The sequence below is a fragment of the Nocardiopsis sp. iso_40 genome (assembly GCF_056173285.1).
In genome coordinates, this window is record NZ_CM149666.1 from 5,246,056 (window position 1) to 5,271,338 (window position 25,283).

The following is a 25,283-nucleotide window of genomic DNA, read 5'->3' on the forward strand; positions in this document are numbered from 1 at the left end:
GGCGGGCCAGCGGGGGGAGCGGGTCACCTTCGTCGGCTCCCCCGCGGCCCGACGCCCATCCTCACCCCGGCCGGGCGGACGGCGCGCACGCCACGCCGCCCGCATCACCCCGGATGACAACCCTTGACACAGACTTGCCGCCCCTTACCGGAAACGGATGCTTTCCTCACCCCTGTTCCGAGCGCTCCAGGGCCGCCAGGGCGGTGACCGCGCCCAGTTCCCAGCAGTCCTGCCTGGCCTCCGTTCCGGGACGGCCGGTGACGGCGACCGGGGGCCGGTGCCGGCTCCACCCCATGCCCTTGGTGATCGACTCCACCGCGCGCACAGCACCCGAGGTGTCGTTGTCCCCGTGCACGTAGAGCGAGTACGGCAGCCCCCGCGTGTCGGTCTGGACGGGGTAGTACACCGTGTCGAAGAAGTGCTTCAGGGCACCGGACATGTAGCCGATGTTGACCGGGGTCCCCAGCACCACCGCGTCGGCTTCCAGAAGGTCCGCGGCGGTTGCGGCCAGGGCTGCCCTGGCCCGTACCTGGACCCCTTCGATATCGTCGGTGCGGGCACCGTCGAGCACCGCTTCCAGAAGTTCCTGTGTGGCGGGGGAGACAGTGTGGTGAACGATGAGCAGTCGTGCCATACACCCACATTAGGCAGTGCTCCCTCCGGAGCCGACGGCCCCTCGACGGCGGCAGAAGAACTGGCGCCGAAAGCCACCTGACCTCGGGCGAACCCGGACGCCCGCACTGACGGGCGCAGAGTTCAGCCGTCCCCACGGCCCGGTCACACGCTCCCGTCATCAGCAGAAACCGTGGAAGAAAGCCAAGGGCCGCATGAATCAGCCTCCGCACGACCCCTACCAAGGTCCTCCGCCGGGGACGCCTCCGACCGGAGGCCAACCACCGGTGGACCCACCGCCGATGGGCCCACCGCCTCCCGGGTGGGCGCCCCCGGGAGGCGGCCAACCGCCGATGGGCCCGCCCCCTCCCGGAGGTCCGCCTCCGCCCGGCGGCCCCTACGGAGGCCCGCCCCAGGGCGGCGACCCCTACGGCGGTCAGTACGGCGGCCCGCCCTACGGCGGCGACCCCTACGGAGGCCAGTACGGCCCGCCCCAGGGCGGCGACCCGTACGGCGGTCCCTACGGCGGTCCCTACGGCGGCCCGTACGGCCAGCCCGCGCCCAGGAAGGGGACCTCCCCCTGGCTGTGGGTGAGCCTCGGATGCGGCGGGATCTTCGTCATCGGTCTCGTCCTGGTCCTGATGCTCTTCTTCGTCTTCGCGGAGGTGGAGGAGGACAGCGCCGGTGACAGCACCGGTGGCAGCGCTGGCCAGTCCAACTCGGACATGCCCGGCCTCGGCGAGGAGGTCGCGCACGACGGCCTGCTCTTCACCGTGACCGAGGTCGAGACCGGTCTGCCCGAGGTCGGGGGCCAGCGGGCGATCGGTGAGTACGTCGTCGTGCACCTGGAAGTCGGAACCGACGACGCCCTCTTCCCGCTGTTCTGGCGGGACGAACAGCACCTGTACACGGAGTCCGGCACTCAGATCGAGGAGGACTACGAGGCCACCGGTGCCTACGACAACACCGAGATGAGTGTGCTCGTGCCGGAGGAGGGCACCGTGAGCACGGCGATCGTCTTCGACGTGGACGACCCCGACGAGCTCTCCCACATCGGTCTGAGCGCGGAGACCTACGGCGGTAACGAGGTCGAGATCGACATCACCGGCTGATCCAGGCCTCCCCGCCGCCCGCCCCGGAGCGCCCCCTCTCCGGTCCGGTCGGTGTAGGGGGCGGACCCCACTCAGGGGCCGTCGGGACACCCCTTCCGGCGGCCCTCCGGCATGTGTGCCGACCTCCGGAATCCTCGCTGGCCCAGCAGCGAAACCTGCCTTTTCCGCTGAATCAACACCGCCGTGCAAAGGACATTTATTACCAGAGGCCACGAATGCGAAAGTGTTAACCCGTTCGCGTTCCCCCTGCCGGACTTCTGATATCGACCTGCCGTTCCCCTCTTGCCTGGGGTGCGACCGCTACAGCGCGCCAACCCGCTCGCACCCAGGTACCGGTCCGTACCCGACGGCCCCACCGCCATCACGGGAGGGTCGGCAACCCGGACACCGAGTTCGTGCCCGACGCCATCGTGGACCGGTTCTGCCTGGCCGGAACGGTTGCGGAGCACGTGGAGAAGCTGGAGCGGCTGCGCGCCGCGGGCGTGGACCAGTTCGCGGTCTACGCGATGCACGACGACGTCGACGGGGCCATCGACGCCTACGGCCGGGACGTCGTCCCGGCCCTGGCCCCGGCCGCCCCGGGCTGAGACACGCGGCCCCCGGCCGGTACCCGTACCGGCCGGGGGCCGCGGTGCCGACGTACCGCGTCATCGCGCGGGGGATGACGTGCGAAGATGTTCGACGGCCTGGCACCTTTTCCGGATATTTCGGATCTTTCGCCGGGCTCCGCCCGCGCGGGCCCAGCGCCGCGTCCGCGCACACCGCTCCCCCGCCAGCCCCACCGAAACGCAGGTGTCCCGTGTCCACAGTGCCCTCCACACCCGAGCCGCCCCTGTCCGAACCGCCATCCCAGGTCACCCACCCCGACGGCCGTGTGTCGATGCCCGAGGGCACCGCCCTCGCCCGGAGCCCGTTCGTCAACGACGACCTCCAGCCCCTCCCCGTGTCGAGGCGGACCTGGGGCACCGGGAGCTTCACCGCGCTGTGGGTGAGCATGTCGGTCAGCATCCCCGCGTGGACGCTGGCGAGCGGCCTGATCGCGGCCGGGCTGGACTGGCGCCAGGCCATGGTCACCATCGTCCTGGGCAACCTCATCGTGCTGCTGCCGATGGTGCTGACCGGCCATGCGGGCGCCAGGTACGGCATCCCGTTCCCCGTGTTCGCCCGGTCCTCCTTCGGCCTGCGCGGCGCCAACCTGCCCGCCCTGCTGCGCGGCGCGGTGGCCTGCGGTTGGTTCGGGATCCAGACCTGGATCGGCGGTCAGGGCGTGCACGTCCTGACCGGTCGGCTGTTCGGGGACGGCTGGGTCGACGCCACCGAGGTCGGCGGCAACCCGTGGACGCTGTGGCTGTCCTTCGGCCTCTTCTGGCTGGCCCAGGTCGCGATCATCCTCTGGGGCATGGAGGGCGTGCGCAGGGTCCAGGTGTGGGCCGCCCCGCTGATGGCCGTCGGCGGTGTCGCCCTGCTGGTGTGGATGGCGGTCGAGGCGGGCGGTTTCGGCCCGATGCTCGCCGTCGAGGGCAGAACGGACTGGGGTCCGTCCTTCTGGGCGCTGTTCTTCCCCTCCCTGATGGCCGTGGTCGGCTACTGGGCGACCCTGACCCTGAACATCAGCGACTTCACCCGCTTCTCCTCCTCCCAGCGCGCGCAGGTGGTGGGCCAGTCACTGGGCCTGCCCACGACCATGACGCTGTTCTCGCTGATCGCGGTCATGGTGACCGCCGGCACCGCGTCCGTCTACGGTGAGCCGATCTGGAACCCGATCTACGTCGTGGACAGGATGGAGAGCGGGATCGGGCTGCTCTTCGCGATCTTCGTGGTCCTGCTGGCGACGGTCTCCACCAACGTGGCGGCCAACCTGGTCGGTCCCGCCTACGACCTGGCCAACCTCAAACCCAGCTGGATCAGTTTCCGCACCGGAGCGATCCTCACCTGCTTCCTCGGGGTACTCATCTTCCCCTGGAAGCTCATCGAGGACGAGAACGTGTACGTCTTCACCTGGCTGGGCACCGTAGGCGGACTCCTGGGCGCGGTGGCGGGCATCCTGCTCGCCGACTACTGGCTGCTGCGCCGCACCCGCATCAACCTGCCCGCCCTGTACACGCGCGGGTCCGAGTACTGGTACTCCGGCGGCTGGAACTGGCGCGCCCTCGCCGCCTTCGGAACGGGTGCGCTGCTGGCCGTGGGCGGCTCGAACTCACCCGAGGGCGAGGGCCCCTTCCCCGCCGGGGGGCTCATCCCGCCGTTGGCCCCGCTGTCCGACTACGGGTGGCTGGTCGGTCTGCTCAGCGCGATGCTGGTGCACTGGGCGCTGGGCCGCTTCCTCCCGGACCCGAGGCAGCGGGCCGCCGAGGAGGAGGCCGCCGACCGGTCGGCCGACCCCGTCGCCTGACTCCGAGACGCGTCCCCGGGCGCCGCGCGGCAGTGTTCGCCGCGCGGCGCCCCCTTTCGTGCCCGGTTTTCGAACTGCGGATGTTGGCGCACAATAAAACCCCTGGAAAGCAGACCATCACCCAGAGAAACGGGAAGCAGGCCGAAAAAGAAACACGACCACAATCGGACAGCAGGTGAACCAGACGATCCAAAGCCACTTGAGCTGGGGATTAGCGGTGCCTGAAAAAACCCATAAAAATGACAACCCCTCCCCCGGCATCGGCGTCCGCGAGGGAGCCCTCATATTCCCGAAGATCCTTCCCGTTCGTTCAGAAAACCGGTGTCAGCCATCCTTTCGGAAGAGGCATGATGGAACGGTCCCCTGGTACTCCGGTCCCCGTCCGCCCGAGTCCTCCGGACCGAACCCCGCTCACCACGCCGGTTTCCGCCCCCGGCGCAGGGCAGCACCAGTCGAGAAGAAAAGGGTCATCATGACTCACCCCCAGTACCCCGGAGACGCGCCCCAGCCCCCGAAGAAGAAGTCTCCCGCCCTCCTCTTCGGATGCCTCGGATGCAGCGGCCTGCTCCTGCTCGTCCTCATCGTGGTGGGAGCCCTGGCCCTGGGCTCCGGTGACGGGGACGGCGCGACCGGGGACAGCACGTCCGCCGACTCCGGCGACGGCGGCGGCGGCGGAAACGACGAGGCAGCCGACGAGGGGTCGGACGGGGACCTGGCCGGCATCGGCGACCGCGTCGAGGTCGGCGGCCTGGCCTTCACCGTCACCGGCGTCGATGACGGTCTCACCGAGGCCAGCGGCGCCCTGGACACCTACACGGCGGAGGGCCAGTACGTCGCCGTGTCCGTCACCGTGGAGAACACCGGTAACGAGCCGACCTACTTCGAGAACACCGCACAGAAGCTGTACGACGCCGAGGGGCGCGAGTTCGGCCACGACTCCGACGCGACCATCGCGTTGGACGAGGGCCCCATGCTCGGGGAGCTCAACCCGGCCCAGAGCGGGGACTTCACCGTGGTCTTCGACATCCCGGCCGACGCCGAGGTCGACCGCATCGAGGTCAGTGACGACATGTTCGGGGACGGCGGCACCCCGATCAGCCTGAAGGGCTGATCCCCGTTCCGCCCTGACCCGCAGGGGGCGCCGCGCGGCAGTGTTCGCCGCGCGGCGCCCCCGTGTCCGGTCGGCCCATGGCCGTTTCCGGTCCGCTGAGCCGGTCAGGGGCGGTACGCCGCCGCCCCGGAGAACTCGGCGATGGATCCGCCCCCGGCGATGGACTCCCGGGCGGGGATCTCGGCGTCCTCCTTCGACTTCAGCAGTGCGCCGAGTCCCACCGCCTCCTCCGGTGTGAGGAAGGCCGCACCGTCGGAGTCGGCGAACACCACGTCGCCCGGCCGCACGACCGCGCCCGCGATACTCACCGGGACGTTGATCGCGCCCTCGATCCCGGCGATGCGGGTGGTCAGCGGGCTGTACCCCCGGGACAGGACCGGGAAGTCGTAGGCGAGGGTCTCGTCGTGGTCGTTGACCGCGCCGTCGATCACCGCGCCCGCCGCTCCGCGGGCCTTGGCCGTGTAGGAGACCAGACCGCCGAAGCAGGAGCGCCGGAGGTCGCCGGACTGGTCCACGACGAGGACGTCACCGGGGCGCAGCATGTCGGCCGCCATGTGCACGGCCGTGGAGTCCAGGTGCGGAATGCGCACCGTGACGGCGGTGCCCACGAACTTCAGCGGGCGCCGGTTGGGTGTCAGACCGAGGGCGAAACCGTGGTCCCGCAGGTGTCCGAGTGTGGAGACGCACGCCTGGCCGAGTTCGGAGACGATGCTGTCGTCGATCTGTTCGGGCATGTCATGGACGGTGAACACGACTGGTCCTTTCCGCACGGCGGGGCCGTGCTACTGCGCGCTGGAGAGATAGGGGATGAAGGTGGTGATCTCGGGGACCATGATGAGAATCGCGACGACCACGAAGTCGGCGATGATGAACGGCACGATGCCGCGGAAGATCCGTCCCAGTCCGGCCTCGGGCACCGCGCCGGAGTACACGAAGGCGTTCATGCCGACCGGCGGGGTGATGAGCGCCATCTCGGCGACCTTCACGATGAGCACCCCCAGCCAGATGCCGTCGAACCCGTAGCCGATCAGGATCGGGTGCAGCAGCGGGCCCGCGATGAGGATCATCGAGATGCCGTCGAGGAACATGCCCAGCGGCAGCAGCACCAGCAGGCACAGCACCAGCACCAGGTAGGGGTTCAGTTCCGCGGACAGGACCGCGTTCACCAGGGCCGTGCTCGCCCCGGACAGGGCGAGGAAGTAGGTGAAGACACCGGCTCCGACCATCAGCAGGAAGGTCATCGCCGTCAGGCCGACCGCCTCGGACACCGACTCCTTGATCGCGCGGAGCCACCGCGGCGGCCGGGTGCGGATCAGCAGGATGACGAACGCCGACACGGCACCGAAGGACGCGGCCTCGGTGGCGGTGGCCACCCCGAGGTAGATCGTGCCGATGGACACCGCGAAGATGACGACGAGGAACCCGAAGCCGACGAGGTCCGGGGACCGCGGCCGTGTGTCCGAGCCCCCGGACTCTGCCGGGGAGCCCGCACCGCTTTCGGTCACGGCGCTCGCACCGGCGTCCGTTCCCGGACCCGCCGCCAGCGCTCCGACCTCCTGGCGCGCCGCCGCGCGCGCAGCCCTGCGGCGCCTGCCGACCACCACGACCAGCATGACGGCGACCGTGTAGGCGAGGATCGTCAGCAGCCCCGGGCCGATACCGGCCAGCAGCAGGTGTCCGATGTTCTCCTCGGCCACGACCCCGTACAGCACCAGGACGATGGACGGCGGGATCAGGACCCCGAGCGTTCCTCCGGCGCAGACGACGCCGGCGGCGAGGCGGAAGCCGTGCCCCGCCCGGACGATCGCGTCGGTGGACACCCGCGCCATGGTCGCCACGGTCGCGACGCTGGAACCGGTGACCGCGGCGAAGAGCCCCGACCCGGACAGCGACGCCAGCGCGGTGCCGCCGGGCAGGCGGTGCAGCGTCCTCGAGGCGAGGTCGAACCCGGCCTGGGCGAGCCGGGCGTGCACGGCGAACACGCCCATGAGGATGAACAGCGGGATGATCGTCAGCGAATAGTCGGCCGCCGTGGAGAAGGGCTGGTTGGCCACCGTGCTGACCGCCGCGCCCGTGCTGCGGATGAGCACGATGCCCAGCAGGCCCGCCACCATGAGCGACAGCCCCACGTGGAACCGGACCGCGAGCAGGCCCAGGAAGGCCGCGAAGACCGCGGCCAGGATGAGGAGGGTCTCAGTGGTCATCGGTCACCCTCGGTTTCTGTCCGGGTGGCGGTCGGGGCCGTCCGTCCGGTGGCCGGATTCGCGGCGCCGGACGCCCCGGCCGGGTCAGTCGGGTCAGTCGGGCCGTCCGCCCCCTCCCGGGGTGCCTCCCCGGCCAGGAAGGCGCGGAAGGCGAGCACCTCCCGCCAGATGGCCACGATGAAGAACAGCAGGAAGGAGAGGAAGAGCACGAGCTTGGCCGGCCAGGTCGCCAGACGCAGGATGTCGTTGGTCGTCTCACCCCGGTCGACGGCGCTCATCAGCACTTCTCCCAGGCCCCACACCATCACCCCGCCGACGACCAGCAGCAGGACGGCGCGCAGCCCCGACAGGACCGTCCGTGCCCGCGGGCCCAGCCGCATCTCGACCAGCCCCACCCAGACGTGTCGTCCGTCGACCTCCGCGGAGGCCAGCCCGAGGAAGGCCACGGCGACCAGGAGCAGCGTCGAGATGTCGACGGTTCCCAAGATGGAGCGCCCCTGCACGTTGCGGCTGACCACGTCGGCCACGGTCAGCAGCATCAGGACCAGGAGCAGCAGTCCAGCGGTGAGGCTGAACACGGTGGAGACCGCGCCCGCGGACCGCGGAAGGCGGTGCCGGGTCATGGGCCCTCTCCTTCCATACAGGCGATGAGCGGATCGGAGTACTCCGACGTTCCGGTCTCCTCCGCGATGATCCGCCGGTAGTCCTCGAGCACCGATTGCGCCTCGTAGCCGCGCGCCTCGTAGCGCTCCACCCACGCCTGCGCGGCGCCGACCTCCTCCTTCCACCGGGACACCTGGTCCTCGGGGAGGGAGGTGAACTCCGCGCCGGACTCCTTGAGTTCGGTGCAGGCGGTCCCGCCGAGCTCGTCCATCTCCTCCAGTCCGTTGGGGATGCCCGACTCGGAAGCCTCCGTGAGCGCGTGCCGGTACTCCTGCGGCATGGACTGGAAGAGCTCCTCGTTGATGACCACGATCGAGGAGGAGTACGCACCGATGCCGGGCTCCATGACGTACGGGGTGTTCGTGGACAGCCCGAAGGTGGGGAGGTTGGCCAGGGCCAGCGAGGTGTAGCCGTTCACGACGCCGCGGGTCATGGACTCGTAGATGTCGTTGGCCGTCATCGCGACCGGGTTGGCTCCGGCGGCGAGCATGACCTCCGAGGTCAGTCCGCCGGCCCGGATACTCCTGCCGCGCAGGTCGTCGAGGTCTTCGGCCTCCTCCTGGAGCCCGACGGCGGCGATGCCCAGGGGCAGTGGGAAGAGGAGCCGGACGCCCTGGCGGTCGAAGTCCTCCCGGTAGACCTCGTTCTCCTCGTACAGCCGCTGGATCGCGTTCATCTGCACTTCGGGGTTCTTGGTCTCGAAGGGCAGCTCGATGACCGTGAACATCGACAGGTCCGAGGCGGCGTAGATGGAGCCGACCTGCGCCATGTCGGCGCGGCCGTCCAGCGTCGCCTGGACGGATTCGTCCGCGTCCACGAGGGTCTGCGAGTAGTGGAAGCGGACGGTGACGCCGCCTTCGGTCAGCTCCTCGACCTCCTCGGCCCACCGCTGCATGGCCTGAGACTGGTCGGAGGTCGAGTTGGAGTACGTCGTGTAGTGCAGGACGTAGGTGCCGTCGCCGCCTCCGGCGGCGGAGCACGCGGTGGCCGCGAACGCCAGGGCCGCGCCGGCGGCGGCCCGTCCGAGCCACCGCCGTCCACCGTTCGGTGCGTGGGGTGCAGGTGCCTTCATGGCGTCACTCCGTTGGTGTCACGCGGTAGCGCCGCAGGGAGAGGGCGGGGTTGACCGTGCGGACCCGGTCGATCCGCTCCCGGTCCAGGACGGCCGTTCCGATTCCCGGGGCCTCACCGAGCGAGGCCAGGGCGATACCCATGGGGTCGACGATCGCGCTGTTGCCGGAGCCGGTCGGACCGCTCTGGTCGGCGGCGAGGACGTAGACGGTGTTCTCGATCGCCCGGGCACGCACCAGGGTGTTCCAGTGGTACTCCTTGAGCGGGCCGGGGACCCACTCGGCGGGGAGTGCGACGATGTCCGCGCCGGAGTCCACCAAGGTACGCGTGGTCTCCGGAAAGCGCAGGTCATAGCAGGTTTGCATACCCACGGTAAAGCCGTCGACCGTCAGGAGCTGCGGCTCGGCCGGGTCGGCGGCGATGACGCGGTCGGACTCCTTGTAGCCGAAGGCGTCGTAGAGGTGCACCTTGCGGTAGACGGCACGGACCTCGCCCTCCCCCAGGCCCACGAGGGTGTTGTGGATGCGTCCGTCGGCGGCCGTCTCGTTGACGCCGACGATGACGAAGACGCCCAGTTCGGCGGTGAGGGCGCGGATACGCGACACGGACGGGCCGTCCAGGGGTTCGGCGCTCTCGACGAACCGGTCGTCCATGGCCGGCGCGGTGAACACCGCGTACTCGGGGAGGACCGCGAGGCGCACGCCCCGGCCGACCGCCTCGCGCAGGAGGCGTTCGATCTCGGCCAGGTTCGCTTCCTTGTCCTCGGCCGGGGTGAACTGGATGACGGCGGCGGTCAAACTCATCAACGGCTCCTCAGCTCGTTCTCGATGGTGCGCAGGGCGTCGATCGCCCCGGTGAGTCCGGCGAACAGCGCGCCGTACTGCATGGTCGTCACGATGGTCCCGGCCCCTTCCTGCACGGCCAGGCGCTGCTCCGCCGGGCTCCAGGCCGGGAGGACCCACGGCTTGCCCGCGGCGCGGGCGGCACGGGCCAGGCGGCGCAGGTCGTCCAGGTCTGCCTCGTCGACGCTGTAGGCGCCGCGGTCACGGCGCAGCGACAGGTCGGAGGGGCCGATGAAGATGCCGTCGACGACGGGCAGCCCGAGGATGGCTTCGACGTCGGTGAACGCCGAGGCGTCCTCGATCATCGGGTAGCAGCGCGTCTGACCGTCCTGCCGTGCCACCCACTCGTCGGTGAAGCCGCGGTACCCCGAGGTGCGTCCGCCCGCGAAGGAGCGGTCCCCCAGCGGGGGGAACTTGGCGAAGGCGCAGACCTCGGCGGCGTGCTCCACCGATTCCACGTGCGGAACGGCCACGGCGTTCGCGCCGAAGTCCAGGGCCTGCTGGATGGGGCCCCGTTCGGGCCCCAGGACCTTGGCGATGACGTCCATGCCCTTGGCACGGACGAACGGGATGAGTGAGTCGAGGGCCGCCAGGTCGAACAGGCCGTGCTCGATGTCGAGGACGACGGTCCCGTAGCCGGCCAGGTGGGCCATCTCCACGGCGGCGGTCGAGGGCTCGGTCAGCCAGACGCCGTGCCGCTTGTCTCCTTGCTCGCTCATGCTGCTCCTTCGTGTGTGATGCACAGCATGAAAATATGTGCTGTGGACGACATGTATACAAGATGCATCCACGGAGTGCAAAGGTAGGCTGAGACGGTGTCAGATCAAGGGAACAGCGGAAAGCCCCGCGCAGCGCGACGATCCGCCCGCGAACGCGCCTACGAATGGATCGGCGAGGCCATCCTGTCGGGAAAGTACTCCGAGGGGCAGTTCCTCGACGAGGTGGACCTGGCCCGGGAGGTGGGCACCTCCCGGACCCCGGTGCGGGAGGCGCTGCACCGGCTGGAGGCCGAGCGCTTCGTCGAACTCGTCCCCCGGCGGGGCGCCCAGGTGCGCGTGGTCACCTCCACGGAGATGAAGGAGATCTACCACGCCCGTTTCGTCATCGAGTCCCACGCCGCGACCGAGATCTGCAAACGGCGGCACGGCGCCCCTGCCGACTTCCACGACCTGATCGAGGCGATGGAGGCCGCGGGGCGGGAACGGAACTGGAACGAGATGGCCCAGCGCGACCAGGCCTTCCACGCCTCCCTGGTCCGTCACCACGGCAACGCCGTCCTCGCCGAAATGTACGAATCGATGCGGCCCCGCCAGGTGCGCCTGTCGATACGGACCATCACCGAGGCCCCGGAACGACTGCACACCATCGCGAGCGAGCACCGGCTCCTGGCGGAACGTCTCGACGAGCACGACGGAGCGGGTGCCGTGGCGGTCCTCGCCACCCACCTGCGCGAGGTCCCCGAGCTCGTCCGCGCCTTCCCCGGTTAGGGCGCCCCGGCCACCGAGAGGATCCGGGCTCCCGCCCCTGGAGGGGGACAGGGCCCGCACGGCGTTCACACGGACACCCGATCGGGCGCGCCCGCGGACGGCGGATCCGCGGGAACCCGGGGCAGACAGCGGTGCGGTTCCGCGCCCCGGAGAGGTTCGGCGCGCCCGGAAACCCGTGGTCTCCCGTCTGACGCGACGCCCGGGACGAAGCCGCCCGCACCGGGCCGCCGGAACACGGCACATGTGACTGGCTACACACGTTTTCCCTGCTCAGGGCTACGCATTCACACAGATTCCATCTCGACTCGACAACAGGGGCCGCTGTCTACACAGGCCACTCCCCCCGGCTGCTGATACTGGCACGGCAGGGCGTCCCTCTCGGGCGCCGCCACGACTCCTGGCGGCCGACCCGTCGCACGAGCCGTCTGATCCGGCCGGCCCCTGCCTTCACCTCCTTCGAGCCCGAGGCTGATCCGTGTCCGTTCCTGCCCTGAACCGTGTCCCCGACGCGGTCACGTCACCTGTGACCGACCCCGCGAGGAGCCGACGCCGCTCCGACATCGAGGGGCTGCGCGCCGTCGCGGCCCTGCTGATCGCCGTCTACCACATCTGGTTCGGCACGGTCTCCGGCGGCGTGGACGTCTTCCTGGTGCTCACCGGCTTCCTCATCACGGGGTCACTGGTCCGGGCGATGGAGCGCGACGGGCGCATCGGTTTCGGGGCGTTCTGGTCCAAGCTGGTCAGGAGGCTTTTCCCCGCGGGTGCGGTCGTGCTCGGGACGATCCTGGTGACGGCCTTCCTGCTCTTCCCGCGCTCGCAGTGGACGGCGGTCATCGACGACGTCCGGGCGGCGGCGCTCTACTACGGGAACTGGCACCTGGCGCTGGGATCGGTCGACTACATGGCGCAGAGCGCCGCGGCCAGCCCCGCCCAGCACTTCTGGTCGCTGGCCGTGCAGGGGCAGTTCTACCTGCTCTGGCCGGTGCTGATCACCGCCGCCGGACTGGTCGCCGTCCGGCTGGGGCTGACCGTCCGCCGCGCCGCCCTGGTGACCGTGGGCACGGTGTTCGCGGTGTCCCTGGGCTACTCGCTGTGGATCACCGCCACCGACCCGGTGTGGGCCTACTTCGACACCGGGGCCCGGCTGTGGGAGCTGGCACTGGGCGGCCTGCTCGCGCTGGTCGTCCACCGGGTGGACCTGCCCGGCCGACTGCGCACGGCGGCCGGGTGGACCGGCCTGGCCGCACTGACCACGTGCGGCCTCGTGATCAGCGACTCCCTCCCCTACCCGGGGTACGCCTCGCTGTGGCCCACCGCGGCCGCCCTGCTGATCATCCTCGCGGGCGCGGGCGGCGCCGAGAACAGCCGCCTGTCCGCGAACCGCCTGCTGGGGCTGCGGCCGCTGACCTGGCTGGGCGGACACGCCTACACCCTGTTCCTGTGGCACTGGCCGCTCCTGGTCCTCCACCTGGAGCTGACCGGCCGGGACCGCCCCACCCTGACCGGCGGGCTCCTGGTCCTGGGCGCCTCGTTCGCGGCCGCCCTGGCCACCAGCTGGGTGGTCGACGGCGGGGTCGCCCGGGTGACACGCAGGCTGCGCGCCCCGAGCTGGTCGCTGGCGGCGGGGGCCGCCTTCATCGTTCCCGTGCTGGTCGCGGCTGCCCTGTGGAACCAGTCCATCGAACGGGACCGCCAGCTGCGCACCGAGCTCAGCTCCAACCCGCTCGCCTACCCGGGCGCGGCCGTCCACCTCGACCAGGAGCTGGCGGAGAACCTGCCCGCCCTGCCGATCTACCCGGACACGACCACGGTCGCCCGGGACACCATCGACCAGACCCGCGAGTGCAACGCGCTGTCCGACCAGACCGAGGTCGTCACCTGCGAGTTCGGAGCCCTGGAATCGGACTACACGATCGCCCTGGTGGGCAGTTCGCACGTGCGGCACTGGTTCCAGGCGCTGAGGACCCTTTCCGAGCAGCACGGATGGCGCCTGGTCACGATGACCAAGAACGCCTGCCAGTTCAGCTCCGAGCCCCAGCGGTACCGCGGTTCCGAGTACACCGAGTGCACGGAGTGGAACGACGGCGTCATGGCCGAACTGGCCGATCTGGAACCCGACTCCGTGTTCACCCTGGCCTCGCTCACCAGCAAGAGCCCTGACGAGGAGGAGCACGTACCAGAGGGGTTCGTGGAGCGCTGGCACCAGCTCGACCGGATGGGCGTCGACGTCGTCGCGGTCCGGGACACGCCCCGGTTCTCCTTCCGGGTCCCCGACTGCACCGACCGCAACCACCGTTCCGAGTGCTCCGAACCGAAGTCCGACTCGATGTCGGCACAGGCCCCCTTCAAGGACCTGGCCAACGTCCCGCACAACACCCGGTTCCTGGACATGACCGACTACCTGTGCCAGGACGGCGTCTGCCACGGCGTGATCGGGAACCAGTTGGTCTACTACGACACCAACCACTTCTCCCACGCCTTCTCCCGGTCCCTGGCGGTGGTCATGGAGCCCTACCTCCTGGAGGCCACCGGCAACGCCCCCGAGAGCGAGCTCACCCTGACCGAGGCCGCCCTGTCCCTGCACGAGCAGCAGAACCCGTCCTGACGTTCAGGAGAGTTCGCCCCGGCGGCCGCGTTCGAGGAGGTCGTGCAGACGCTCCACCCAGTCGTCGTATCCGGGCGGATGGAAGTGGTTGCGCTCCCCCCACTCCCGGCTGGGACGCCGGAAGCGGGTGGCCCGCACGTCAGCCAGGGTGCCGAACAGGCCGCTGTCCTCGAAGACTGCGTTGCCCTGCGCGGCGCCCACGCCGAAGTCCGTGAGGACGAGGGAGGGCACCCTGCGCGCGAGGGCCTCCAGCACGGCCGCCGAACCCACCGCGACGAGGCCGCGGGCCCGGTCCAACTGCGCGGACAGGTGACCGGACCGGAAGAGCAGCGCGTACCCGTCGGCCCGCCCGGAGGCGACCAGGGAGCGCCAGGTCTCCAGGTGGGGGCCGCCGCCCGTCTCCTGCCCCAGGTGCACGACCACCTCCAGGTCGGGGCGGTTCCCGGCCAGGGTCGCCAGAGCGAGGAGAACGCGCTGGCGGCCCCGCCCGGTGTCCGGGACTCCGGGGCGGGCCGCGTACACCACCCGGTCCCGCCTGACCGCCTCAGCGGGGTCCCGACGTCCCAGCGGCGGGCTCGCCAGGCCCACCTCCCCCCTCATCCCGAGTTTCTCGCCCAGGGTCGTGTACTCGGCGACCTCGCGGTGGCTGTGCGCCACGAGCAGATCGACCCGTGAGCGGTGCAGCCACTCCCCCTCGACCGCGGGCACGGCGAGCGGTTGCAGTGCGGAGACCACCAGGGGCCGGTAACGGCGGACCACCGAGCGCAGCGACCAGGACAGGGCCTCCACCACCGGACCGGCGCAGTTGAGCACGACGGTGTCGGGACGGCGGCGCCAGACGAGTCTGCGGACCTGGCGCGGGGAGAGGACCGGGACCCGCAGGCCCGCCTGCCCGGTGCCCTCGGTCGCGTGGCGGACCAGGGCCGGAGGGGGTGTGCTCTCGGAGCGGACGACGGCCATCCCCACGGCGTTCCCCGGGCCGGAGAGCCGGTCGAGCATCGCGGCGCAGAGCCCGACCCGTTCGGTGGAGTCGGCCACCGCGAGGACCGTGATCGGGCCGGTCCGAGCGCCGGGCCGGCTCCATGGGGGCGTGAGGGACACGAAGCCGTCTCCTTGGCTTTCGGGGTGGACACCCCCAGGCTACACACGGAGAGTAGGCACTCGGGAACGCATCGTCCGCCCCCCGGCGGGAACGGCGACGGCGGCCGCCCCGGGGGGGCGGCCGCCGTGCGGTGCGCGATGCGCGGAGGAGCTACTCGCCCTTCCACACGGGGGCGCGCTTCTCGGCGAAGGCCGCCGCCCCCTCCATGGCGTCCTGGCTGACGAACACCGGGCCCGCCAGTTCGTTCTGCCGGTCCCACATCTGCTCGGTGGACCAGTCGTCGGAGGCCTGGATGATCTCCTTGGAGACCTTCAGGGCCAGCGGGCCGTTCGGCGTGATTCGGGAGGCGAGGGCCCTGGCCCCCTCCAGCGCGCCGCCGCTCTCGGTGACCTGGTTGACCAGGCCCAGGTCCGCGAGGCGCCCGGCGTCGACGAAGTCGCCGGTGAGGGCGAACTCCATCGCGATGTTGCGCGGGATGCGGTGGTGGAGGCGCAGCAGGCCGCCGGCTCCGGCGACCAGGCCGCGCTTGACCTCGGGGATGCCGAACCTGGCGTCCTCGGCGGCCACCACCAGGTCACAGGCGAGCACCGCCTCGAAACCACCGGCGAGGGCGTACCCCTCGACCGCGGCGATCAGCGGCTTCTTCGGGCCGCGCTCGGCGAAACCGCCGAACCCGCGGCCCTCGACCACCGGGACCTCGCCCTTCATGAAGGCCTTGAGGTCCATCCCGGCGCAGAAGGTGCCGCCGGCGCCGGTGATGATCGCGACGTTGACGTCCCTGCGGGCGTCGACGTCGTCGAGGGCCTCGGCGATCCGGGCCGCGACCGCGGCGTTGACCGCGTTCTTGGCCTTGGGGCGGTTGATGGTGATGACGGCGACGCCGTCCTCAGCCGTGTAGAGAACCTCGTCGGACACGGTGTCCTCCTACTTGGGGGGCATGCGGAGGGCGCCGTCGATGCGGACGACCTCGCCGTTGACGTAGCTGACCTCGAGCAGGGTCCGGGCGAGCTTGCCGAACTCCTCGGCGGTGCCCAGGCGCTTGGGGAAGGGCACCGGGGCGGCGAGCTTCTGCTTGAACTCCTCCGAGCCCGGGCCGTCGCCGTAGATGGGCGTCTCCAGGATGCCGGGGGCGAGGGTGTTCACGGTGATGCCGACGGCGGCGAGGTCACGCGCGGCCGGGAGGGTCATGCCGATCACGCCGCCCTTGGAGGAGGAGTACGCGATCTGACCGATCTGGCCCTCGATGCCCGCGAGGGAGGCGGTGTTGAGGATGGAGCCGCGCTCGCCGTCCTCGTTGACCGGCTCGGTCTTGGCGATCTCGGCCGCCGCCAGACGGAGCACGTTGAACGTGCCGATCAGGTTGACCTGGATGACCTTCTGGTAGCTGTCCAGGTCGTGCGGGTTGCCGTTCCGGTCGACCGTACGGGTGGCCCAGCCGATACCGGCGCAGGAGACCGCGACGCGGAAGGGCTTGCCGGTGTCCGCGGCGGCCTGGACGGCGGCCTTGACCTGGTCCTCCTGGGAGACGTCGGTGGAGACGAAGACGCCACCGATCTCCTTGGCGATCGCTTCGCCGCGCTCGGCGTTCAGGTCGGCGATGACGACGGTGGCACCGGCGGAGGCGAGTTCCTTGGCGGTGGCCTCACCGAGGCCACTCGCGCCGCCCGAGACAAGGGCGGAGATTCCGTTGAGATCCATGTGCCGCACTCTACCGAGGATGTGACCCACACACTAGAACCGGGTTCGGTTAATCGTGGGTAATGCTGTGGCCAGCACTGCGGAGCATCCGGAGCGGGTACGGGGAAACCGCCCCACTCCGTCGTCACACAGCGCTACGTTCCCCTCATGCGAAGAACAGCGACACTAGAGTGGGCTCAGGAATCGACCCAGGAGGATTCGATGGCCGAGCCGCTCCCCGACTGGTTCCGCACCCCGCCCGGGGGTTGGACCGCCGACGACATGGACAACCTTCCACCGGGTGCCCCCCGGATGGAACTCATCGACGGAGCGCTCGTCCTGCTTTCCCCCCAGACCAAGTTCCACGGCAAGGTCATGGTGAACCTGCTGTACGCACTCCAGGAGGCTGCTCCTGAGGACATCGACATCATGCAGGAGATGACGATGAAACTCGGCAGGCACCAGCGCCCCGAGCCCGACCTCGTCGTCTACCGTTTCGACCCCGGGTCGGACGAGGACTGGCAGTCCGACACCCACATCCTCCCCGAGGACGTTCTCCTGGTGGTCGAGATCGTCTCGGAGGAGTCCCGGGACCGGGACCGGACGACCAGGCCGTTGAAGTACGCGGCCGCCGGTATCCCGCACTTCTGGCGGATCGAACGCGAACAGGACGGACCCGCGGTCCACGTGTTCGAGCTCGACGGGGTCCGGGACCCCAGGTACGTTCCGATCACCATCGCCCGGGAACGCCTCAAGCTGGACGTCCCCTTCCCGGTCGACATCGACGTGAGAGCGCTGTCCGGCCGGCGTTAGACGTCACCGCCGCAGGGCCCTGCCCAGACGCTGCTGCCTGCGGCGCCCCCGCCATCTCGGCAGGGCCTCCCGCGCCAGGTCGGCGGCACCGATCACCCCCGCCTCGTTGCCCAGGGCGGCGGCCACCACGCGCGCCTGCGGCCGGTAGCCCCGGCCGGTCAGCGCCTTGCCGAACGCGTTCCTCGCCGGGCCCAGCAGCAGCTCGCCCACCTCGGAGACGCCTCCCCCGATCACGAACAGCTCGGGGTCGAAGGCGGCGGCCAGGTTGGCCAGGCCCGACCCCAGCCAGCCGCCCGCCTCCTCCAGCAGCTCCCGACAGGCCGGATCCCCCTTGCGGGCCAGCTCGCTCACCAGCGCTCCGGTGATCAGAGCCGGATCACCGCCGACCGCCTGGCTCAGCGCCCCGGCCACCGGCGACTCCGCCGCCACCAGCTCCCGCGCCTCCCGGGTGAGCGCGTTGCCGCTGGCGTACTGCTCCCAGCACCCCCGGTTCCCGCACTCGCAGCGGTGACCGCCCGGGACCACCGTCATGTGCCCGAACTCGCCCGCGATCCCGTAACGGCCGCGGCGCAGCCGACCGTCCAGCACGATCGCGCCGCCGATGCCCGTACCCAGGTTCACGACCACCACGTCGTCCACACCCTGACCGGAGCCGGCGCGCACCTCGGCCCAGGCGGAGGCGTTGGCGTCGTTCTCCACGACCACGGGCAGCCCCAGCCGCAGCGACAGAGCGTCGCGGAGCGGTTCCTGGCGCCAGGACAGGTGCGGGGCGAACAGCACCCGGGAGCGCCGCTCGTCGACGAACCCGGCCGCGCCCACCCCCACCGCCCGGACCGCGAACTCCCGGCGCAGTTCCGACACGACCGACACGATCGTGTCCTCCACCACCGAAGGGCTCTTGCTCCGCTCCGGCGTCTGGGTGCGCAGGCGCGCCAGCACCCGGCCGCCGGGGGTGACCACGCCCGCGGCGACCTTGGTCCCGCCGATGTCCACACCGACCGTCAGGGAGTGCCCGTACCGCACGTCCGTCGCCATTCCAGCTCCGCTCCACCGCACCGCGTACACACGAGAACGCGCACCCGGGCCGCTCTGTGCCCGGATGCGCGCGAAAACCGGAAAAGTCCCCCGGAGGAGGACAGGCCGGAAGAAACCCTAGCCCAGGGCGGAACGGACCACCCCGGCCAGCTGCTCGGCCACGGCGGCGGCCTGCTCCTGCTCGGGGGCCTCCACCATGACCCGGACCTTCGGTTCGGTCCCGCTGGGCCGGATCAGCACCCGGCCGGTCTCGCCCAGCTCGGCCTCGGCGACGCGGACCGCCTCGGCCAGCTCCTCGGACTCGGCGGCGCGGTCCCTGTCGACGTCGGGAACGTTGACGAGGACCTGCGGAAGCCGGGTCATCACCTTGGCCAGTTCGGCCAGGCCCTGCTTGTGGTGGGCCATCGCGGACAGCAGGTGCAGACCGGTCAGCAGGCCGTCCCCGGTGGTGGCGTGGTCGAGCAGGATCACGTGGCCGGACTGCTCACCGCCCAGGCCGAACCCGCCGCGCTTCATCTCCTCCAGCACGTACCGGTCGCCGACCGCGGTCTCCACCACGGTGATGCCCTCACGGGCCATCGCCAGTTTCAACCCCAGGTTGGACATGACCGTCACCACGAGGGTGTCCTCGGCGAGCCTGCCGGCCTCCTTGGCCTCGGTCGCCAGGATCGCGAGGATCTGGTCGCCGTCCACGACGTCGCCGTCGGCGTCCACCGCCAGGCAGCGGTCGGCGTCGCCGTCGTTGGCGATACCGGCGTCGGCGCCGTGCAGGCGCACCGCCTCCTGCAGGGCCGCCAGGTTCGTCGAGCCGCAGCCCTGGTTGATGTTGTACCCGTCGGGCCGGTCCCCGATCGCGATGACCTCGGCGCCCGCCCGGCGCAGCGCCTCGGGGGCGACGGTGCTGGCCGAGCCGTGGGCGCAGTCCATCACGACCTTGAGCCCCTTGAGGCTGTGCGGAAGGGAGTCCAGGACGTGCCGGGTGTACAGCTCGGCTCCGTCGCGGGACTCGGTGACCCGGCCGACCGCGTCACCCACGGCGGGTGTCGAGGGGACGCCGAGCATGCCCTCGATCTCCTCCTCCAGGGCGTCCTCCAGCTTCTGGCCGCCCTTGGCGAAGAACTTGATCCCGTTGTCCGGGGCCGGGTTGTGGCTCGCGGAGAGCATCACACCGAAGTCGGCTTCCAGCGCCCCGGTCAGGTAGGCGACGGCCGGGGTCGGAAGCACCCCGACCTTCACGACGTCCACACCGGTACTGGCCAGACCGGCGACGACCGCGGCCTCCAGGAACTCCCCGGACGCGCGGGGGTCGCGACCCACGACCGCGCGCGGGCGGCGGTTCCCCTCCGTCCCGGCAAGGACCCGCGCCCCGGCGATGGACAGTTCCAGGGTGAGTGCAGCGGTCAGGTCGCGTCCCGCGAGACCGCGTACGCCGTCTGTTCCGAACAGCTGAGCCACAGGCGACAGCCCCTTTCAGAAGCGGCGCCGGATGGCCCCGGCGCCGGGAAGGTTCAGCGTGGCGGAGAAAGCCACCGGAAAAAACGAAGGCCCGTACGCCGCCCCGGCTACGGGGGCGACGTACGGGCCAAAGCTCAGCCGAGCAGGTGCCGGCGCATGAGCATTAACGCTTGGAGAACTGCGGGGCCTTGCGCGCCTTCTTGAGACCGGCCTTCTTCCGCTCGACCTCGCGGTCGTCACGGGTGAGGAAACCGGCCTTCTTCAGGGTCGGGCGGTTGTTCTCGGCGTCCAGGGACGCCAGGGCCCGGGCGATGCCGTGACGCAGGGCGCCGGCCTGACCGCTGGTGCCGCCGCCGTCCAGACGGGCGAAGACGTCGTAGGCGCCATCGAACCCGAGGGAGACGAAGGGGTCGTTGACGGTCTGCTGGTGGACCTTGTCCGGGAAGTAGGCATCAAGCGGCTTGCCGTTGATCTTCCACTCGCCGGAACCAGGGGCGATGCGAACGCGGGCGACGGCCTGCTTACGACGACCGGTACCGGCGCTGGGGCCGGACGCGGTGGGGACGTAGGCGGCGGTCGTCTCTTCCGACTCGCTGGTGAACTCGGAGGGGAACTCCTCCGGGTTGTCGGCGATTTCCTGCTCGACGTTCTCGATGCCGGTGGGCTCGACCACGGTTATCCTCGTGCTTCCTGTAAAAGTCTGCGAACGCCTAGGCGGGCTGCTCGATCTTGGTGATTTCGAACGGAACCGGCTGCTGGGCCTGGTGCGGGTGCTCCGCGCCGGCGTACACCTTGAGCTTCTTGGCCATCTGGCGGCCGAGGGAGCCGTTGGGCAGCATCCCCTTGACGGCCTTCTCGATGGCCCGCTCGGGGTTCTTCTCCAGCAGGTCGGCGTACGCGATCGAACGCAGGCCGCCGGGGTAGCCGGAGTGCCGGTAGGCGCGCTTCTGCTCCAGCTTCTTACCGGTCAGCGCGACCTTGTCGGCGTTCACGACGATCACGAAGTCGCCGGTGTCGATGTGGGGCGCGTAGTAGGGCTTGTGCTTGCCCCGAAGCAGCGTGGCAACCTGGCTCGCCATACGCCCGAGCACAAGGTCGGTAGCGTCGACAACGTGCCACTGACGCTGGACATCGCTTGGTTTGGGGCTGTATGTGCGCACGATCGTTTGCCTTCGCTCTTCAGTCGGCTGCCCCATCCCGAACGGGATGGTGGACTCGTATTACGGAACACCCCAACGGGTGCGGGGCCGGGAACAGACCCCGCGGGTGCGGGGCTGTTACTTTGGCCGGATGTCCCATGTCCAATCAGGACGACCCGGTCGTGAGTGCGCAGACGATGGTGCGTGGATCGGCACCCAGCTTCGGGAGTTTGGGGCCCACGGCAACTCAACGCACAACGACGAAATATCCTACCCGTCCACCCTAACGCAGGTCAAAGCGAGCGCCGGGCCGACCGATGGGATCGCCTGGCGGGAAAGCGCCGGGACGGGTTCACATCCGTGACCTCTCCGCCTTTTATTATGCCCGTTGTCAGGAGTGCTTCGTCCTGCTCCCGCCCGCGCGTTGGTTACCCTTGCACCGAAAGGCCGGTCTCCGCCCGGCACCACGGGCGAAGACGTGAACCTTGGAGACGCCCGTCACGGTCGACCGAACGCGCCGAACCAGCACGGACGCCACAGCGCGGACCAGGCCACGGGCCCGGCGAGCCGCGGTCCAGTCCCACCCTCAGAGCCTTCGGAGACTCCTATCAGTACCCATCCGAACCAGCCCCAGTACGGCCCAGACGGACGACCTCTCCAGCCGGGGGCCGGTGACGGCCAGGACCTGCTCGGTTCGCCCCCACAGCCTGAGGGCCAGCATCCCACACCGGACCCGCAGCGACCGTACGGCGCGCCCGCCGGGGGCCCGCAGCCGCCGCAGTACCCGAGCGGCCCGCAGCCTCCCCAGGGCTTCCCCCCTCAGGGGCAGCACCCCCAGGCGCCCCACCACCAGATCCCCCCCGGCCAGCAGAGCGGACCGCAGGTCCCGCCGGCTCCGCAGAGCGGACCCCAGCTTCCACCGCACGCCGCCCCCAGCGGCCCGCACGCTCCGCTGCCGCCCAACGGCCCCGGGCAGGGCGGACTCCTGCCCGGCGGACCGACCGGCGGCCACCCCGGAATGGGACATGTCACCCAGGGCGGACCGAACTACCCCCAGGGCGGCCCCCACGCGGCCCCTCCCGGCCCGGGTCGCCCCAACCCCGGCCAGGCCCCTCCCCCCGGCGCGCCGGGGCCCGGGCCGCAGAGCGCTCCGCTTCCGCCGCACATGCAGGGCCGTCCGCCCCAGGCGCCCCCCGGTCACCCCCAGGGGACGCCCGGCACGGCCCAGGGCCCGCCCGGGACGCCCCAGGGTCCCCACGGCCCGATGCAGGGCGTGCCCACCGGCGGTCAGACCCCGATGCACCACCAGGGGCCCGCCCAGCCGAACACCCTTCCGCCCGGTGCCCCCGCCGTCCCGCCCCACGGCGGCCAGGGCGCACCCGGTCTGCCCCCGACCGGCGCCCCCGCCATGCCGCCGAACGGTGGTCCCGGCACACCCACGCCCCCGGCTCCCCAGGGCTACCAGCCGCCCCCCGCGCCGCCCCGGCCCGAGGACGAGCCCGTCTTCCCCGTGGACGCCATGGGCGCGACCCAGAACCTGAACGCGGTCCCCGGCCCCGGCGCGGCCGCCGGTGACCGACCGCTGTACCGGGACGAGGTCCCCGAGGACGCCGGGGCCGACACCGCACAGTTCGACGTCCAGGGCGTCCAGGACTACGACGACTACGACGACTACGACGACCAGTACCCGCAGCGCCCCTCGAACCGGCGCGGACTCCTCATGGGCGCGGGCTTCGTCGCCCTGCTCGTGGTGGCCGGCGGTGGCGCCTTCTACTTCGCCAGCGGCGGCTTCGGCTCCGGCGGAGCCAACGCCGTCACCGTCGCCGACGAGGGCAGCGACAAGGGGGCCCTCACCGCGGACACGCTGTTCCCCGCCGAACTGGAGATCGACGGCCAGGGCACGTTCAGCCGCGTGGCCGTCGACGACAGCGAGGACTGCGCCGCCGGTACCCACGGCGACTACGGTCAGGTCCTCACCGACAACGAATGCCGCCAGCTGGTGCGCGCCTCCTACCTGAGCGAGGACCAGAACCACGCCGTCACCGTCGGGATCGCGGCCATGCCCAGCGACACCGAGGCCGAGACGGCCCTGGGCGCGCAGGACCTGGTCGGCGCCCAGTGGTTCGCCGGGCTGCCCGGCGAGGAGGGCTCCCCCGCCGAACGCCTGGGCTACTCGGGCGGACACGGCAGCAGCGGCCAGTGGGGCCGCTACCTCCTCTTCTCCCTGTCCGCGAACAGCGACGGCAGCGACGACGACTCCGACGGGGAGGGGGCCGGGGCCACCGAACTGCGCGACATCGGTGAGGGCTTCATCGAAACCGCCCACGAGGCGCTCGCCGAGGACCGCGCCTGACCCGGGCACGGCGGCGGCGCCGGTGCCGGGCCACTGATCGTGCCCCGGAGCCGGCGCCGCCGCTCACGGTCGGGCTCCGCCCGGCCCCGCGGGGCCCGTGGGCGCGCCCCGCGCCCCGGCCCCGTAACCCTCACCCCGAGTGCCCCCTGCACGGCAGCTCGCGCACCCGCCGGGTGCGGACGGCGCGCTCCGCCAGTTCCTCGTCGGGCGGGTAGCGCACCTCCTCCAGGCTCAGCCCCTGGGGGCCGACCACGTGCACCGAGGAGTCGCGTACGGCGGCGCCCAGGACCCGGCCGGGCCACTCGAGGTCCCTGCGCCCGTCGCCCACCGCCAGGAGGGCCCCCACGAGCGCGCGCACCATGTTGTGGCAGAACGCGTCGGCCTGGATCGTCCCGGCGATCAGGTGTTCGTCCTCGCGCACCCACTCCAGGCGCAACAGCTCCCGGATGGTCGTGGCGCCCTCGCGTTTCTTGCAGAAGGCCGCGAAGTCGTGCTCGCCGACCAGCAGTGCGGCGGCCTCGTTCATCCGGCCCACGTCCACCGGGTGCCGGTGCCACAGCACGTCCCTGCGACGCAGCGGGTCCACCCCGTAGGGAGCGTCGCTGATCCGGTACACGTAGCGGCGGAACAGCGGGGAGAAACGCGCGTCGAACCCGGGGGGCGCGACCCGGACGGCGTTCACCCGGACGTCCTTCGGAAGCACCCCGGCGAGCCTGCGCGGGATCCGCTCCCCCTCGTTCTCCCAGGCGGCGACCGGAACGTCCACCTGGGCCACCTGGCCGCGAGCGTGCACCCCCGCGTCCGTGCGCCCGGCGCACGTCACCGAGGCCTCCGGCAGCCGGAGCACCTTCGCCAGGGCCGCCTCCAGCTCCCCCTGCACGGTGCGCCGGGTCGGCTGGGCGGCCCAACCCGAGAAGTCGGTGCCGTCGTAGGCGATGTCCAGCCGCAGCCGGACGGTCGTGTCGTTCTCGTCCATCCCCACCCCGATCAGGTAGCCGGGTGCCGCAGGCCCCGGGAAAAGGAAAGTGCCCGACCCCCGCGGGGGTCGGGCACTCGTCGAGCGTGTCGTGCGGGCCGGGGCCCGGCACGTCGGCCCTACTTGCTCTCAGAGCTCTCCTCGGCGGCCTCGGGGGCCTCCGCGGCGGTGTCCTCGGCCTTGGCCTCGGCGGGCTCCTCGACGGGAGCGGACGCCGGGGCGGCGGGGGCGCTCAGCGCCTCAACCAGCTCGATGACCGCCATCGGGGCGTTGTCGCCCTTGCGCGGACCGATCTTGGTGATACGGGTGTAACCACCGGGGCGGTTCTCGAAGCGCGGGCCGATCTCGGTGAAGAGCTCGTGCACGACGGCCTTGTCCGTGATCTTGGTCAGGACCTGGCGACGGGCGTGCAGGTCACCGCGCTTGCCGAGGGTGATGAGCTTCTCGGCGTACGGACGCAGGCGCTTGGCCTTGGCCTCCGTGGTGCGGATGCGGCCGTGCTGGAACAGCGAGGTGGCAAGGTTCGCCAGGATGTGCCGCTCGTGAGCGGGCCCGGAACCCAGACGGGCGCCCTTGGTAGGCGTGGGCATGGTGTCGTTCTCCTAGTGATGCGGTCCACGGCCGCACTCGGCCG

General features: G+C 71.1%; 25 protein-coding genes. 8 read left to right on the top strand and 17 right to left on the bottom strand.

What is annotated here, in order from left to right:
• Positions 1-166: 166 nt before the first annotated feature.
• Positions 167-634 carry a flavodoxin family protein gene (locus AC0VYD_RS22675; RefSeq protein ID WP_475477408.1) on the bottom strand — a complete coding sequence of 156 codons (468 nt, stop codon included), beginning with the start codon at positions 632-634 and terminating at the stop codon, positions 167-169.
• A gap of 331 nt (positions 635-965) precedes the next feature.
• Here AC0VYD_RS22675 and AC0VYD_RS22680 point away from each other — a divergent pair, with 331 nt between their 5' ends.
• From AC0VYD_RS22680 to AC0VYD_RS22695, 4 genes are all read left to right on the top strand, one after another.
• Positions 966-1,724 carry a hypothetical protein gene (locus AC0VYD_RS22680; RefSeq protein WP_475477409.1) on the top strand — a complete coding sequence of 253 codons (759 nt, stop codon included), beginning with the start codon at positions 966-968 and terminating at the stop codon, positions 1,722-1,724.
• 260 nt (positions 1,725-1,984) lie between these two features.
• Positions 1,985-2,311, top strand: a complete 327-nt coding sequence (locus AC0VYD_RS22685; protein WP_475480348.1) for an LLM class flavin-dependent oxidoreductase — start codon at positions 1,985-1,987, stop codon at positions 2,309-2,311.
• Between the two features lie 293 nt (positions 2,312-2,604).
• Positions 2,605-4,116: an NCS1 family nucleobase:cation symporter-1 gene (locus AC0VYD_RS22690; RefSeq protein WP_475480349.1), complete on the top strand. Its 1,512-nt coding sequence runs from the start codon at positions 2,605-2,607 to the stop codon at positions 4,114-4,116.
• A 472-nt stretch (positions 4,117-4,588) separates the two neighbouring features.
• A complete protein-coding gene (locus tag AC0VYD_RS22695) occupies positions 4,589-5,227 on the top strand; it encodes a DUF4352 domain-containing protein (RefSeq protein ID WP_475477410.1) in 639 nt (212 codons plus the stop codon).
• 104 nt (positions 5,228-5,331) lie between these two features.
• Here AC0VYD_RS22695 and AC0VYD_RS22700 read toward each other — a convergent pair whose 3' ends face one another.
• Genes AC0VYD_RS22700 through AC0VYD_RS22725 form a run of 6 tightly spaced genes read right to left on the bottom strand, consistent with a single transcriptional unit; the run spans position 5,332 to position 10,726 of the window.
• Positions 5,332-5,979: an RraA family protein gene (locus tag AC0VYD_RS22700; RefSeq protein WP_475477411.1), complete on the bottom strand. Its 648-nt coding sequence runs from the start codon at positions 5,977-5,979 to the stop codon at positions 5,332-5,334.
• Positions 5,980-6,009: 30 nt separating this feature from the next.
• Positions 6,010-7,431 carry a TRAP transporter large permease gene (locus tag AC0VYD_RS22705; protein WP_475477412.1) on the bottom strand — a complete coding sequence of 474 codons (1,422 nt, stop codon included), beginning with the start codon at positions 7,429-7,431 and terminating at the stop codon, positions 6,010-6,012.
• Positions 7,428-8,054 carry a TRAP transporter small permease subunit gene (locus AC0VYD_RS22710; protein ID WP_475477413.1) on the bottom strand — a complete coding sequence of 209 codons (627 nt, stop codon included), beginning with the start codon at positions 8,052-8,054 and terminating at the stop codon, positions 7,428-7,430. Before AC0VYD_RS22710 ends, AC0VYD_RS22705 begins: the two co-directional genes overlap by 4 nt.
• Positions 8,051-9,166 (bottom strand): C4-dicarboxylate TRAP transporter substrate-binding protein, encoded by a 1,116-nt coding sequence (locus tag AC0VYD_RS22715; RefSeq protein WP_475477414.1) that lies wholly within the window; start codon positions 9,164-9,166, stop codon positions 8,051-8,053. Before AC0VYD_RS22715 ends, AC0VYD_RS22710 begins: the two co-directional genes overlap by 4 nt.
• A 4-nt stretch (positions 9,167-9,170) precedes the next feature.
• A complete protein-coding gene (locus AC0VYD_RS22720) occupies positions 9,171-9,968 on the bottom strand; it encodes a carbon-nitrogen hydrolase family protein (protein ID WP_475477415.1) in 798 nt (265 codons plus the stop codon).
• A complete protein-coding gene (locus tag AC0VYD_RS22725; RefSeq protein WP_475477416.1) occupies positions 9,968-10,726 on the bottom strand; it encodes an HpcH/HpaI aldolase family protein in 759 nt (252 codons plus the stop codon). The genes AC0VYD_RS22720 and AC0VYD_RS22725 overlap by 1 nt, the downstream gene beginning before the upstream one ends.
• 96 nt (positions 10,727-10,822) lie before the next feature.
• On the opposite strand from AC0VYD_RS22725, the gene AC0VYD_RS22730 reads away from it, so the two are divergent.
• Together AC0VYD_RS22730 and AC0VYD_RS22735 are read left to right on the top strand one after the other, a co-directional pair.
• Positions 10,823-11,494: a GntR family transcriptional regulator gene (locus AC0VYD_RS22730; protein ID WP_475477417.1), complete on the top strand. Its 672-nt coding sequence runs from the start codon at positions 10,823-10,825 to the stop codon at positions 11,492-11,494.
• Between the two features lie 475 nt (positions 11,495-11,969).
• Positions 11,970-14,099 carry an acyltransferase family protein gene (locus tag AC0VYD_RS22735; protein WP_475477418.1) on the top strand — a complete coding sequence of 710 codons (2,130 nt, stop codon included), beginning with the start codon at positions 11,970-11,972 and terminating at the stop codon, positions 14,097-14,099.
• A 3-nt stretch (positions 14,100-14,102) separates the two neighbouring features.
• On the opposite strand, the gene AC0VYD_RS22740 is transcribed toward AC0VYD_RS22735, so the two are convergent.
• The 3 genes from AC0VYD_RS22740 to AC0VYD_RS22750 form a co-directional block, all read right to left on the bottom strand.
• Positions 14,103-15,200: a DUF6716 putative glycosyltransferase gene (locus AC0VYD_RS22740; RefSeq protein ID WP_475477419.1), complete on the bottom strand. Its 1,098-nt coding sequence runs from the start codon at positions 15,198-15,200 to the stop codon at positions 14,103-14,105.
• A 151-nt stretch (positions 15,201-15,351) separates the two neighbouring features.
• Positions 15,352-16,116, bottom strand: coding sequence for a crotonase/enoyl-CoA hydratase family protein (locus tag AC0VYD_RS22745; protein WP_475477420.1), 765 nt, complete (start codon positions 16,114-16,116; stop codon positions 15,352-15,354).
• 9 nt (positions 16,117-16,125) lie between these two features.
• Positions 16,126-16,899, bottom strand: a complete 774-nt coding sequence (locus AC0VYD_RS22750) for an SDR family NAD(P)-dependent oxidoreductase (protein WP_191266548.1) — start codon at positions 16,897-16,899, stop codon at positions 16,126-16,128.
• Positions 16,900-17,100: 201 nt separating this feature from the next.
• On the opposite strand from AC0VYD_RS22750, the gene AC0VYD_RS22755 reads away from it, so the two are divergent.
• Complete coding sequence (locus AC0VYD_RS22755) at positions 17,101-17,691, top strand: Uma2 family endonuclease (RefSeq protein ID WP_475477421.1); 591 nt, start codon at positions 17,101-17,103, stop codon at positions 17,689-17,691.
• Between the two features lie 3 nt (positions 17,692-17,694).
• On the opposite strand, the gene AC0VYD_RS22760 is transcribed toward AC0VYD_RS22755, so the two are convergent.
• The 5 genes from AC0VYD_RS22760 to AC0VYD_RS22780 form a co-directional block, all read right to left on the bottom strand.
• Positions 17,695-18,726, bottom strand: coding sequence for an ROK family glucokinase (locus AC0VYD_RS22760; RefSeq protein WP_475477422.1), 1,032 nt, complete (start codon positions 18,724-18,726; stop codon positions 17,695-17,697).
• Positions 18,727-18,843: 117 nt separating this feature from the next.
• Positions 18,844-20,181: a phosphoglucosamine mutase gene (gene glmM / locus AC0VYD_RS22765; RefSeq protein ID WP_475477423.1), complete on the bottom strand. Its 1,338-nt coding sequence runs from the start codon at positions 20,179-20,181 to the stop codon at positions 18,844-18,846.
• A 163-nt stretch (positions 20,182-20,344) separates the two neighbouring features.
• A complete protein-coding gene (gene rpsI / locus AC0VYD_RS22770; protein WP_191266566.1) occupies positions 20,345-20,854 on the bottom strand; it encodes a 30S ribosomal protein S9 in 510 nt (169 codons plus the stop codon).
• A gap of 37 nt (positions 20,855-20,891) precedes the next feature.
• On the bottom strand, positions 20,892-21,341 hold the full coding sequence (gene rplM, locus AC0VYD_RS22775) for a 50S ribosomal protein L13 (RefSeq protein WP_475477424.1): 450 nt from the start codon (positions 21,339-21,341) through the stop codon (positions 20,892-20,894).
• Positions 21,342-21,906: 565 nt separating this feature from the next.
• A complete protein-coding gene (locus AC0VYD_RS22780; protein WP_475477425.1) occupies positions 21,907-22,347 on the bottom strand; it encodes a hypothetical protein in 441 nt (146 codons plus the stop codon).
• A 237-nt stretch (positions 22,348-22,584) separates the two neighbouring features.
• Here AC0VYD_RS22780 and AC0VYD_RS22785 point away from each other — a divergent pair, with 237 nt between their 5' ends.
• Complete coding sequence (locus tag AC0VYD_RS22785) at positions 22,585-23,673, top strand: hypothetical protein (RefSeq protein WP_475477426.1); 1,089 nt, start codon at positions 22,585-22,587, stop codon at positions 23,671-23,673.
• A 130-nt stretch (positions 23,674-23,803) separates the two neighbouring features.
• On the opposite strand, the gene truA is transcribed toward AC0VYD_RS22785, so the two are convergent.
• Positions 23,804-24,649, bottom strand: coding sequence for a tRNA pseudouridine(38-40) synthase TruA (truA, locus tag AC0VYD_RS22790; protein ID WP_475477427.1), 846 nt, complete (start codon positions 24,647-24,649; stop codon positions 23,804-23,806).
• Between the two features lie 119 nt (positions 24,650-24,768).
• The gene (gene rplQ, locus AC0VYD_RS22795) at positions 24,769-25,239 is read right to left on the bottom strand and encodes a 50S ribosomal protein L17 (RefSeq protein ID WP_475477428.1); all 471 of its coding nucleotides are present in this window, start codon (positions 25,237-25,239) and stop codon (positions 24,769-24,771) included.
• Positions 25,240-25,283: the final 44 nt, after the last annotated feature.

Coding starts and splice junctions, on each gene's coding strand:
- AC0VYD_RS22675 (WP_475477408.1), bottom strand. CDS start 634: ATGGCACGACTGCTCATCGTTCACCACACTGTCTCCCCCGCCACACAG.
- AC0VYD_RS22680 (WP_475477409.1), top strand. CDS start 966: ATGGGCCCGCCCCCTCCCGGAGGTCCGCCTCCGCCCGGCGGCCCCTAC.
- AC0VYD_RS22690 (WP_475480349.1), top strand. CDS start 2,605: ATGCCCGAGGGCACCGCCCTCGCCCGGAGCCCGTTCGTCAACGACGAC.
- AC0VYD_RS22695 (WP_475477410.1), top strand. CDS start 4,589: ATGACTCACCCCCAGTACCCCGGAGACGCGCCCCAGCCCCCGAAGAAG.
- AC0VYD_RS22705 (WP_475477412.1), bottom strand. CDS start 7,431: ATGACCACTGAGACCCTCCTCATCCTGGCCGCGGTCTTCGCGGCCTTC.
- AC0VYD_RS22710 (WP_475477413.1), bottom strand. CDS start 8,054: ATGACCCGGCACCGCCTTCCGCGGTCCGCGGGCGCGGTCTCCACCGTG.
- AC0VYD_RS22715 (WP_475477414.1), bottom strand. CDS start 9,166: ATGAAGGCACCTGCACCCCACGCACCGAACGGTGGACGGCGGTGGCTC.
- AC0VYD_RS22720 (WP_475477415.1), bottom strand. CDS start 9,968: ATGAGTTTGACCGCCGCCGTCATCCAGTTCACCCCGGCCGAGGACAAG.
- AC0VYD_RS22725 (WP_475477416.1), bottom strand. CDS start 10,726: ATGAGCGAGCAAGGAGACAAGCGGCACGGCGTCTGGCTGACCGAGCCC.
- AC0VYD_RS22750 (WP_191266548.1), bottom strand. CDS start 16,899: ATGGATCTCAACGGAATCTCCGCCCTTGTCTCGGGCGGCGCGAGTGGC.
- AC0VYD_RS22755 (WP_475477421.1), top strand. CDS start 17,101: ATGGCCGAGCCGCTCCCCGACTGGTTCCGCACCCCGCCCGGGGGTTGG.
- AC0VYD_RS22760 (WP_475477422.1), bottom strand. CDS start 18,726: ATGGCGACGGACGTGCGGTACGGGCACTCCCTGACGGTCGGTGTGGAC.
- AC0VYD_RS22780 (WP_475477425.1), bottom strand. CDS start 22,347: ATGTCCCATTCCGGGGTGGCCGCCGGTCGGTCCGCCGGGCAGGAGTCC.
- AC0VYD_RS22785 (WP_475477426.1), top strand. CDS start 22,585: ATGCAGGGCGTGCCCACCGGCGGTCAGACCCCGATGCACCACCAGGGG.
- truA (WP_475477427.1), bottom strand. CDS start 24,649: ATGGACGAGAACGACACGACCGTCCGGCTGCGGCTGGACATCGCCTAC.
- rplQ (WP_475477428.1), bottom strand. CDS start 25,239: ATGCCCACGCCTACCAAGGGCGCCCGTCTGGGTTCCGGGCCCGCTCAC.